Source organism: Bathymodiolus platifrons methanotrophic gill symbiont (assembly GCF_002189065.1).
In the GTDB taxonomy this organism is placed as follows: domain Bacteria; phylum Pseudomonadota; class Gammaproteobacteria; order Methylococcales; family Methylomonadaceae; genus Methyloprofundus.
The window spans coordinates 1-10,629 of the sequence record NZ_BDMN01000307.1 but is presented as its reverse complement, the minus strand read 5'-3'; the positions used below and the strand labels follow the sequence as shown (position 1 = coordinate 10,629).

General features: G+C 40.3%; 13 protein-coding genes, 3 tRNA genes and 2 pseudogenes. 10 read left to right on the top strand and 8 right to left on the bottom strand.

All coding sequences use genetic code 11. The features are described from left to right. Positions 1 to 189, top strand: a pseudogene (locus CDZ78_RS22220) (hypothetical protein); the annotation flags it as partial. A 129-nt stretch (positions 190 to 318) separates the two neighbouring features. Then, positions 319 to 510 (top strand): annotated as a pseudogene (locus CDZ78_RS16035) (tyrosine-type recombinase/integrase); the annotation flags it as partial. A 405-nt stretch (positions 511 to 915) separates the two neighbouring features. Here the strand turns inward: CDZ78_RS16035 and CDZ78_RS16030 are convergent. From CDZ78_RS16030 to cysS, 5 genes are all read right to left on the bottom strand, one after another. Beyond that, a tRNA-His gene (locus CDZ78_RS16030) sits at positions 916 to 991 on the bottom strand. A gap of 26 nt (positions 992 to 1,017) precedes the next feature. Beyond that, a tRNA-Arg gene (locus CDZ78_RS16025) sits at positions 1,018 to 1,094 on the bottom strand. A gap of 9 nt (positions 1,095 to 1,103) precedes the next feature. Further along, a tRNA-Pro gene (locus CDZ78_RS16020) sits at positions 1,104 to 1,180 on the bottom strand. A gap of 97 nt (positions 1,181 to 1,277) precedes the next feature. Beyond that, positions 1,278 to 1,907 carry a methenyltetrahydrofolate cyclohydrolase gene (gene fchA, locus CDZ78_RS16015; RefSeq protein WP_087870895.1) on the bottom strand — a complete coding sequence of 210 codons (630 nt, stop codon included), beginning with the start codon at positions 1,905 to 1,907 and terminating at the stop codon, positions 1,278 to 1,280. A 203-nt stretch (positions 1,908 to 2,110) separates the two neighbouring features. Beyond that, entirely contained in the window at positions 2,111 to 3,499 is a 1,389-nt protein-coding gene (gene cysS, locus CDZ78_RS16010) for a cysteine--tRNA ligase (protein WP_087870894.1), read from the bottom strand. A 307-nt stretch (positions 3,500 to 3,806) separates the two neighbouring features. Here cysS and CDZ78_RS16005 point away from each other — a divergent pair, with 307 nt between their 5' ends. The 3 genes from CDZ78_RS16005 (at position 3,807) to lpxH (ending at position 5,917) form a co-directional block, all read left to right on the top strand. Beyond that, on the top strand, positions 3,807 to 4,385 hold the full coding sequence (locus CDZ78_RS16005; protein WP_087870893.1) for a peptidylprolyl isomerase: 579 nt from the start codon (positions 3,807 to 3,809) through the stop codon (positions 4,383 to 4,385). 141 nt (positions 4,386 to 4,526) lie between these two features. Then, positions 4,527 to 5,039 (top strand): peptidylprolyl isomerase, encoded by a 513-nt coding sequence (locus CDZ78_RS16000; RefSeq protein ID WP_087870892.1) that lies wholly within the window; start codon positions 4,527 to 4,529, stop codon positions 5,037 to 5,039. Between the two features lie 152 nt (positions 5,040 to 5,191). Continuing rightward, positions 5,192 to 5,917, top strand: coding sequence for a UDP-2,3-diacylglucosamine diphosphatase (lpxH, locus tag CDZ78_RS15995; RefSeq protein WP_087870891.1), 726 nt, complete (start codon positions 5,192 to 5,194; stop codon positions 5,915 to 5,917). A gap of 193 nt (positions 5,918 to 6,110) precedes the next feature. Here the strand turns inward: lpxH and CDZ78_RS15990 are convergent, their stop codons facing one another. Genes CDZ78_RS15990 through CDZ78_RS15980 form a run of 3 tightly spaced genes read right to left on the bottom strand, consistent with a single transcriptional unit; the run spans position 6,111 to position 8,461 of the window. After that, positions 6,111 to 6,263 (bottom strand): heavy metal translocating P-type ATPase metal-binding domain-containing protein, encoded by a 153-nt coding sequence (locus tag CDZ78_RS15990; protein WP_087870890.1) that lies wholly within the window; start codon positions 6,261 to 6,263, stop codon positions 6,111 to 6,113. Positions 6,264 to 6,306: 43 nt separating this feature from the next. Next, positions 6,307 to 8,037 carry an NAD-binding protein gene (locus tag CDZ78_RS15985; protein ID WP_087870889.1) on the bottom strand — a complete coding sequence of 577 codons (1,731 nt, stop codon included), beginning with the start codon at positions 8,035 to 8,037 and terminating at the stop codon, positions 6,307 to 6,309. A gap of 40 nt (positions 8,038 to 8,077) precedes the next feature. Further along, on the bottom strand, positions 8,078 to 8,461 hold the full coding sequence (locus CDZ78_RS15980; RefSeq protein ID WP_087870888.1) for a DUF6394 family protein: 384 nt from the start codon (positions 8,459 to 8,461) through the stop codon (positions 8,078 to 8,080). Between the two features lie 135 nt (positions 8,462 to 8,596). On the opposite strand from CDZ78_RS15980, the gene CDZ78_RS15975 reads away from it, so the two are divergent. The 5 genes from CDZ78_RS15975 to CDZ78_RS15960 form a co-directional block, all read left to right on the top strand. Beyond that, positions 8,597 to 8,941 (top strand): rhodanese-like domain-containing protein, encoded by a 345-nt coding sequence (locus tag CDZ78_RS15975; protein WP_087870887.1) that lies wholly within the window; start codon positions 8,597 to 8,599, stop codon positions 8,939 to 8,941. An 8-nt stretch (positions 8,942 to 8,949) separates the two neighbouring features. Continuing rightward, positions 8,950 to 9,339: an RNA-binding S4 domain-containing protein gene (locus tag CDZ78_RS15970; RefSeq protein ID WP_087870886.1), complete on the top strand. Its 390-nt coding sequence runs from the start codon at positions 8,950 to 8,952 to the stop codon at positions 9,337 to 9,339. Positions 9,340 to 9,657: 318 nt separating this feature from the next. Beyond that, positions 9,658 to 9,789 (top strand): hypothetical protein, encoded by a 132-nt coding sequence (locus CDZ78_RS23865; protein WP_263459038.1) that lies wholly within the window; start codon positions 9,658 to 9,660, stop codon positions 9,787 to 9,789. A 210-nt stretch (positions 9,790 to 9,999) separates the two neighbouring features. Next, positions 10,000 to 10,245, top strand: a complete 246-nt coding sequence (locus CDZ78_RS22600; protein ID WP_174664591.1) for a hypothetical protein — start codon at positions 10,000 to 10,002, stop codon at positions 10,243 to 10,245. Positions 10,246 to 10,480: 235 nt separating this feature from the next. Next, the coding region (locus CDZ78_RS15960; RefSeq protein WP_444979213.1) for an ISAzo13-like element transposase-related protein at positions 10,481 to 10,629 on the top strand (149 nt) is incomplete at its 3' end.

Genomic DNA, 10,629 nt, shown 5'->3' with positions numbered 1-10,629 from the left:
TTACAGAATTACGCAGGATTTTTGTTCGTCTTCAAAGCCTGCCCCGTACTTGATCCTGGGATAATAATAACAGGAGATACCGATACTTCTGTATTGCAAAATATTCAAAAAGAAGGCTTGCTGATGCTATCAAAGCCAGTTACTCCAAAAGAGTTAGAGAGTAAAATGGGGCTATTAACGAATAGTTAGGCATCTCGAAGCAAGTAATCAAACATCATCTGCTATTATTGCTCTAAATTAAAAAAATGCTGAAAACTGGGTGTTTCCACTCATGTGTTAAAAATCATTTCCCTGTATTATTTATTTAACCCTGTTGATACGTGGGCTAGTTGGCATATTCAAAATGGAACACCTTTACATATATTGCAGGAATTAGGCGGATGGAGTTCTTATGAAATGGTTCGGCGATATGCTCACCTTTCATCTGAACACCTTTCAGAATATGCGAACAACTCCAAAACTGTGACAACTTGCCCGGTCTTTTTCGGGCAAGTAGAACAAAGACACTAGTAAAAAACTTTAATTTATTAGTTATAACCTATTCTACTTTTCTCTAGCTCGTCTGAATATTAGCTAATACGCCCTACTCTCCTCAGGATAAGCAGTTCAACTATAGTAAATTATGGTATACAACTAGAAAACAACATACAAAAACAAGTACAACTGGTGATAAGTTATTACTTAATGTATTTAGTATAAAAATAGTAGGTAGAGCAAGGGCTTTTACACATCAATCTTGTCACAGTAACTAAAGCTTTTGATTGATATGGTAGTAATTAGATGTTAAATTATTATTCATCAATAACTACCTAGTTCTTGAGTATTGCAAGGTAGTTTAGGTATTGATAGAGAGAGAATAATTGGTTAACTACTTACAAGAAGGAACCTGTAAGGTATTGTTTGTAAAGGTATCATTGGGGTGGACGACGGGGCTCGAACCCGCGACGACCGGAATCACAATCCGGGACTCTACCAACTGAGCTACGCCCACCATAATGTAGATACTTTAATAGATAATGGTACGCTTGACAGGAGTCGAACCTGTGACCCTCGGCTTAGAAGGCCGATGCTCTATCCAGCTGAGCTACAAGCGCATATTGTATTGGTCGGGGTAGAGGGATTCGAACCCCCGACATCCTGCTCCCAAAGCAGGCGCGCTACCAAACTGCGCTATACCCCGATACACTCTGACTAAATTACTACGCTAGTAATTAATGCCTTAAAGAGCTGACTATTATAGCTGATTTTAATTGACCGTCAATAATTAATTTGGCGTTTTACAATTTATTTTTAACCAGCTGATAAATCTCCTCTGCTTTTATATCAGCACCGTTAAGTATCAATTCTAACTCTGCTAATTTTTCTTCAGCAAAGGGCCCGTCTTTAAGGCTGGCGGTATTTATATAAACATTGAGTGCTGCACTTTTTAGCCCAGCATAAGCCGACATAACAGCGACTCCAGCATCACTAATTACATTTAAATTACCTTTATCTGCTGCTTGCTGGCTTAATTCTACCGCTTCAGCACAGGCTTTCGCACAAGCCAGGGGAACTAGGGTTGCCTCACGCAGTACTGTTTGAATTTGCTGGCTACGAGCTTTCTTTTCTTGTTCTGTAACTTTTACCAAGCCATACGCAGCCATCAATTGATTAAATACGTCAACATCTGCCTTAATCATATTGGTTAAAGTGGTACGTAAGGATTCGGCCCTAGCTAATAAAGCGCGCATATCATCTTCTACTTCAATATATTTTGGTTTACCGATTGTTAGATTACACACCATACTGGTTAATGCTGCTGATTGTGCGCCTAATAATGCTGCCGCACTTCCACCTCCAGGAGTGGCTGCTTTACTGGCTAGTTCATCTAGATAGTTTTCGATGGATTTATCTTTTATTTCAGTCACACTTACACTTCTTTAATTAGTTATTGTTCAAGCCCTATTGCATTCGGTTTTTTATAAAACCCCTGACTCTTTGCTAGAAAACGTCTGTTGTACGTAGGGCGTGGTTTCAACCCGCCATTGCGAATATAAACATGCGGGCTAAAGCCGCGCCCTACAATGCTTTTACGTCCCACTAAATACACGGAAACGAACGGTAAATATATTTATTCACGACGCCAACTGGTTCCCGTTGCTACATCTTCCAGAACGATACCCTGCTCTTTTAAGTCATCACGGATTTTGTCGGCTAATGCCCAGTCTTTGTTTTGTTTGGCTTGTTTACGCTGTTCTATAAATTGTTCAATTTCCTGCTCGCCTAAGCCACCTTCTTGCACAGCATCCCCCGCCTGCAGAAAGCTTTCTGGATCATCTTGTAAAATCCCTAAAACATTAGACAATTCTTTGAGTTCGCCTGCTAACTGAGCAGCAAGCCCGGAATCATTGTTTTTTTCTTTATTCAATTCTCTAGCCATATCAAATAATACTGCTACTGCAACAGGCGTATTAAAGTCATCGTCCATTGCTTGTTTAAATCGTACGCTATAGTCTGTCTGAGCATAATCAACTACGATCTCAACCCCTCGTAATGCCGTATATAAGCGAGTTAACGCTGCTCCTGCATCATCCAGTTGCTCGTCTGAATAATTAAGCGGGCTACGATAATGGCTGGACATTACAAAAAAACGTACTACTTCAGGACGATACTGTTTTAGCACCTCCCTCACAGTAAAGAAATTTCCCAGTGATTTGGACATTTTCTCTTCATTAATACGCACAAAGCCGTTATGCATCCAGACATTAACAAATTTTTCGCCGCTTGCACCTTCAGATTGCGCTATTTCATTTTCATGATGTGGAAATTGCAAGTCCATGCCGCCACCATGTATATCAAAATGATTTCCCAAGCAGCGCGTTGCCATAGCCGAACATTCTATATGCCAGCCAGGACGCCCTCTTCCCCAGGGGGAATTCCAATAAGGCTCGTCTACTTTAGCCTTTTTCCATAACACAAAATCAAATGGATTCTTCTTTGCCTGATCTACTTCGACCCGTTCACCCGCCTGTAATTCATCCAGTTTTTTACCTGACAGTGCTCCGTAATTAGCAAACTTATTCACTGCATAAAATACATCACCATTACTTCCTGTATAGGCCAGGCCTTTTTCAAACAACGCAGTAATCATCAGAATAATATCATCCATTGATTTGGTTGCCCTCGGCTCCATATCAGGGGGCAACACGGCTAATGCACGTTCATCTTCATGCATTGCATCAATAAATCGATCTGTTAAGGCACCGATTTCTTCTTTATTCTCATTGGCACGTTGAATAATTTTGTCATCAATATCGGTTACATTTCGCACATACGTTAACTCATAACCTGAGTAACGCAAATAACGCGCAGCAATATCAAAAACTACCATAACACGCGCATGCCCTATGTGGCAGTAATCATAAACAGTCATCCCACAAACATACATGCCGACCTTACCAGCAACTCTAGGTGTAAAAACTTCTTTGCTTCTAGTAAGGGTATTGTAAATTTTTAACATTTTGGTCTTTACTATTGTTAATATTTGGTTTTAACCTAGAAAAATCAGTTGCTCACGGTTTCTAGCACAAGTTATTGATTCCACATCACTTCAAAAAAATACCCGCTTAACCTATGGGTGAAGCTAAGATTTTTTTAAAGCACTGTAAAAGCAATACCATGCACTATAAATTCACGTTCAACTAGTTTTTCTAGGTTTAACGGCTCATCAGCATGAGTTTAATTGATCAATTTTCCAATATTAACACTTCTCTTTCAAGGTAAAAACACATAGAATTTACTATTTGCATCCAATTACAGAGAGTACCATGCGTTCCTTAATCCTTTTCTTAATGCTTTCATTAACGGCAACTCATTCTTTTTCAAAAGAAAACACAGCCCCTACGCAACAAACAAGAGTTAAACTTCAAACCACTCTTGGCGACATTATAATTGAACTCGATTCTCAAAAAGCTCCCATAACGGTAAGCAATTTCCTCAAATATATAGACAACGGCTTTTATAATGGAACAATTTTTCACCGTATTATTCCTGGCTTTATGGCTCAAGGCGGCGGATTTGATATAAACCTACAGAAAAAACAGACTCTAGCGCCTATCAAGAATGAATCAAATAACGGTTTAAAAAATGATCGCGCTACTATATCAATGGCTCGCACCAGTAATCCTGACTCTGCAACCGCGCAGTTTTTCATTAACTATGAAGATAATAATAGTTTAAATTACCCTGTACAAAGAGGCTCCGGCTATGCAGTATTTGGCAAAGTTGTCGAGGGCATGGATATTGTAGACCAAATGGAAAAAGCTCCCACAGGAAGTCGTAGCGGTCTGCGAAATGTACCTAAAACAAATATAGTGATAGAAAAAGCACTGCTATTGCCGCAATAATATCTACCCTTAGGACTGAAATTTTATAAAACCCGAAACGAACCTGTCTTTTTGTTCAGTTTCGGAGTTTATTTTATCCTCAATCCTTAAGAATACCTTTACCTGAAATTAATTACTCAAAATATTTAAACGGAAAATAAAATGTCAGAAACACAAACTAGAGTCAAATTCCAAACTACTGCCGGTGATTTCATTCTTGAACTCAATGCAGAAAAAGCCCCCATTACTGTGAAAAACTTCCTTACTTATGTAGAAGAAGGCTTTTATAGCAACACTATTTTTCACCGTATTATTCCTGGCTTTATGGCGCAATGCGGTGGCTTTGATACTGATTTTAATCAAAAATCAACTCACGCCAACATTAAGATTGAAGCTAATAACGGCTTAAAAAATGATCGTGGAACAATCGCGATGGCGCGCACTAACGTACCAGATTCTGCTTCATCACAGTTTTTTGTCAACTATAAGGATAATGATTTCTTAAATCATAGCTCACCAACTCCGAACGGCTGGGGTTATACTGTTTTTGGTAAAATAGTAGAAGGTATGGATATCATTGATGGCATGGCGGACGCTCCTACAGGTACCCGTGACGGACACCAGGATGTACCTAAAACAGATATCGTGATAGAAAAAGCTGAAGTTATTAAATAATATTCACTTTATAAAATGTAGCTTCAGAGCGTTTATATCAAACCTCCCCTAACCCCTCCTTAACTAAGGAGGGGGATTTTGTGGAATACTTTCACAGCTTCTGAAGCCACTCTCTACTCCTGACCTAGCTCACTCCTAAAAGCCTTGCAACCATGCGCAATGAGACCCTGTTTATTTCAGATTTACATCTGACCATTGAACGACCTGAAGTTACTCGCAAGTTTATACAGCTATTAACAACTCGCGCCACTCATGCTAAGGCTCTGTATATTCTGGGAGATCTATTTGATACATGGATTGGAGATGATGACTTCAGCCCTCCGATCAACACGGTAAAAAAACACCTGAAAGCTCTCACCTCTCAAGGTACACCCATCTTCTATATCCATGGTAATCGTGATTTTTTAATTGGCCAACGCTTTGGTAAACAAACCGGAGTCACTTTGCTCGATGAATACAGTATCACCGATCTCTACGGAACCAGTACCTTACTGACTCATGGTGATTTATTATGCACTGATGACCTGCCTTATCAGGCATTTCGCATCAAATCACATTCTGTCGAATGGCAAGAGAATGTTCTATCCAAGCCACTGATATTCAGATTACTATATGCCCGCTGGTACCGTTTGCGTAGTTATTTCCATAAACGCAAAAAATCACAGGACATTATGGATGTAAATCAAGAGACAGTTAAACAGCTTATGGAAAAATACCAGGTAACGCGTTTAATACATGGACACACTCACCGACCAGCGGTGCATGATATACAACTGCAAGGGAAAAATGCTCAACGTTTTGTGCTAGCCGAGTGGAAAAAAGACAGTGCTAGTTTGTTAGTATGGTCTGAGTCTGGCTATAAGATTGAAGCGATTTAATGGTAACCGTTCAGGTCCCCCTTTGTAAAATAAGGGCTGAGGAAACTTTTTCTAATAAAACCTCTCCCTAACCCCTCCTTGAGGGGTCAGCTATAGTAACACCAAGACAAAAGAAGTGGGAACCCTCAATCTAAACGCCTGACCCTTCATGCTAAAGGACATACATTAGCGGACTAAATTCCGCTCTACGTGACTATTCTTTAATTTTATCGCCATTTAATAAGCGATAAACTGCTAAACATCCTGCGCAACAAAATTCTTTCAAGCCCGCGTCTGTCTCAACATTAAACCCATCGATTTCAACATCAAGACCGCATAGCGCGCATTTAGTTATATTCTGGCTCATACCTCGACCCTAGTCCCTTTATATATACTGCAAAGAAGTAAGCTTATGCTTTATTATATCTTCTTGCATACCACCCAGCGAACCAACTTGCTGGCTTAAACCTACCTGTACGCAAATAATGCAAAGTATATTCATTATTAATAGTCGCCTTTAATAACTGCTTGGCATAAGCAGTGCCACAAAAAAGCAATTGATCGCCTTCTTTAATTTTATGATCTTTTGCGGGCAATATATATTGCACCCCTCCTGATTGAATAACAAATGGCATTAAATCAAGGTCCTGCTCACGATTGCGTGGATTAGCTACAATATCGCCTAGCAAAACATCACTACCTTCGTCTAAGCATTGAATCACTGCTCTACTTTTTTCACGAGTAAAATCTATGGTAACCAGCAATGGCTTTTTGTTACCAATTTTTTCCCTTAATGTTCTGATGACCTGTCTAATGACTTCATCTCGACCTGTTTCTTTAGCCAACAAATACCGAAAGAAATGTTTTAATAAAGGTGCAATTAACAATAGTAATATTTTTCTAGCCGTCACCAAAGTAGGTTGCATAATCATATCAGCATCCGCATTTTCAAAGGCCAGTTCGTTTTGATGACTGTTTTGCCGAACAATAGTAAATAGATTTTGATTCAGGCTACGCGCATTGAGTAATACACTTAAATTCTGCCCATCATCATCTGCTGCAGCTAAAATCCCTACTGCCTGATCTATCCCCGCCGTCCTTAATGTTTTGGCATTTGCCCTACCCACGATATAAGTTTCAACTTCCTCTTCTTTTTTACGTGAATGTGGATCAATAACAGCTGTTTTTACACCATTCTTGGTTAGTACATGATTAGCTTCCATGCCCATTCGACCATAGCCACAAATTATCCACCCTCCCACAGGTGGACGCACATAAGACTCAAGAGTTGCCCCTTTGTCACCAACTAACCAGTTATTTAAGGCGTAAAATGCCGGGTTATTAATACAGGCGTTTAATACTTTAGCAAAGGTCTTAAAGGGATCAACGATGTGCACTTCTCCCCCTAACGTTGCTAATGTTTCTTCAACATCATCTAATTTCGACATGGTAAGAATACCAACCGCAGGATTCAATAGGCGTGCAACTGCCGAAACTTTAAGATTAACATCTTCACTACTGGTAATAGCAACAACGGCTTTACAATTTTTATGTGCCACCCCCGCTTCCAGCAAATGTTTAGGGACACTGGCATCGGCACATAAACCAGGCACAGTCGTTTTGTAATTACGTAATTTTAATGCCTGTGTGCGCTCTACTCTCTGATCGATAACAACCGCATGCAAACCGGCATCATTTAAACCTCTTACCAGTACACTTCCGGTATCACCAAAACCACAGATGATATAAAAAGGTCCTGTAATACGATTAACACTCATAGCAAAGCGCCATTCGTCTACAGCACGTATAAAAAATACATTCTGGAATAACCGTATAATACTACCCAGCGCATAAAACCAGGTAACGACACTGACATATAGACAACCAATGGCCCATAACCTTTGCGCATTACTAAATGTAAAAGGAATTTCACCAAACCCAGTGGTGGTTGCAGTATAGGTCATAAAATAAAAGGCATGAAAAATGCTCAAATACTCTACTTGCCCATCAATTACAGGCCCGGGAATATATATCATCCCCCAGATAGCAATTGAATAGACCGTTAATAAAGCTATTAACGGTACGCGCATCTCGCGCATGACAATAAAACTAACTCGGCTTAGCTCATTGCTGGTATACATACGCGATACTTCTTAGATAGTTTGAATTAATTTCAATGCATTACATCCGTGAAATCAGCGTTTCTGAAACCAGAATAACAACAGAAATAATATTAGCAACCAGGGCCCCGCCCGCAAGAGCAACAATACTGGCAATAACCTCAGGTGTAATACCCGTTTCAAAAACATGAACAGCAAAGGTCCACTCCAGAGCAGCAGCAATTAACTCAAAGTCAGCAACCAGACTAGTCGCCAGTAGAACAGCTCCAATTTGTGAGCGATCACCTAATTTTAAGCCAGTAGCAATTAAATTAACCACAACAACGGCAAATAATTCATAGACACTATGATGAGCGGGATTACTATATTCACCTAAGACAAATCCCACATTCAAGGTTAATGATAGTACAATGAAAAAACCGAAAATAACTTTCTCAAGATTCACGAAACGCCCTCAACTCAAAAAGCATAAAAAAAAGCCTAGTTTACCTTAATTAACTAATCCTCACTAAAAAACTAGCCTTTATATATCATAGTTTGCTAATATAATTAGCCTTTAACCAAACTCAGGAGAACCACTATGTCTTTTACAGCAATGGATCTAGTTGCAAATGCTAAAAAATCTATCCAGGAAATAGACGTATCTGAAGCTAGACAGGCTTTATCTAGCCACCTTATTTTAGATGTCAGAGAACCCGCTGAATTTGCTGCCGGGCAATTACCTAATGCGATCAATATCCCACGCGGTTTACTTGAATTCCAGATTGGTAATCATCCTCAATTTGCAGGTCAACAGGCGGCTAAAATTATTGTTTGCTGTCAATCAGGTGGACGTTCCGCGTTAGCAACAGAAAGTTTACACAAACTTGGCTACACCAATGCTGTTAGTTTAGCCGGTGGCTTTAAAGCCTGGTCTGAAGGTTAAGTTCAACAGTGAGCCAACTCGAATCCCTCCGTCTGGATAAATGGCTTTGGGCTGCGCGTTTTTTTAAAACGCGCAAACTGGCCGCTGAAGCCGTATCAGGTGGAAAGGTGCATTTGAATGGCCAGCGCACTAAACCCAGCAAAGAAGTCAAAGTTAATAGCCATATTGTTATCCATAAAGACCAATTCAGCTGGGATATTACTGTACTAGGCATCAATGCCCATCGACGCCCCGCAGTTGAGGCGGTATTGCTATATAAAGAAACAGCCGCCAGTATCTTAAAACGGGAACAAGATGTCGCACAAAGACGTGTTGAACGCCAGTTTATGCACACCGATCCAGCAGAACGTCCCAATAAAAAACAGCGCCGCCAGATTCACCGATTTAAACAGCATTGATTTTCTTATGCTTACTTAGGTGATTAAACTTGATGGAGCCAAAATATTTTTCTCGACTTAGCCTTACGCGCAGGTTCACTATCGTTAATGCTCTTAACCTAATGTGACACGGAGCGTGAGAACGAGAAAATGTTGTACCCTCTCTGTGGTAAAAAATTCTAATGCTCATTCCCCACCTCACCCACCCAAGTCCTTAAAAATTTAGCGTAACTCCGATTGTAAATTCTCGTCCTCTTTTAAAACTACTTGTCACTTCATCACCTTGCATAACTTTGTAATGGTTTAATAAAGCAGGACACATCTAAAGGCTGATTTATAATGTCATTAGAGGTGAATATGAGTAACGAAAACAAACAGTCAAAACCTAAATACACACTAGAATTTAAACAAGATGCGGAAAAATTAGTGCTTAAAATGGATATACGCGACAACGAGCTGCCGACCATTTAGGGGTTTCATTAAGCGCCATTAGGATCGCGGATTAAATAACACCCGAAACCAACCTCTAATAAATTTTGGCAATAACCAGTGGATCGGGCATCCTATTTAGTCATGATGATACAAGCTTACCCCTCAGAAATAGAACCCCAAATACTCATTTTTTTATAATAGCCTATCGGAAAAGATCGTCGCCGTTATGCAGCAATTGAGGCAACAAAATTGGGGTATGGTGGGGTCACTTATATCCGTTCTATTTTGCAATGTAACGACCGAACCATTACACGAGGGGTACAGGAGTTAAATGCAGAACTTTCTGATGAAAATTCACGCATTCGCCAATCAGGTGCAGGACGTAAACTTATTCTGGACACAACAGAAGGATTGGAGGATGCATTTTCGGGGAGTCGCTATTTTTGCGAAAGCTTGTTTTGGGCATCCCAGCCCAAGCAAGCAGCAAAAACTTAACGCGACCACTTATGCCTCCGGCGGCCCCGATTCGTCCTCGTCACCTCGTCCCGACCCAACAAGGGGTCGGAACATAGGCTCCAAATGACTTGACGCCGTGTCGGATGGCCTTTTATTTTGTCTCCACCTTCGCTAACGCTCAGACTCCGACAAAATAACGGCCCTACGGCTATCGCGGACTAAAAATCATCACTTCGCTTAGGCTACGTTTCCCTGATTTTCAGCGAAGGAGGTAATAAAAGAACATACGGCAGGTTCTCCCATGGATGAAACAATTAAATGGACAAATTTGTCACGCCCCGAAATTGCTGAAAATATCATGAAAAAAGGGTATGCAGTGAGTGTTACGGTCGTTGATCAACTCCTTGAAAAACATGACTTTCG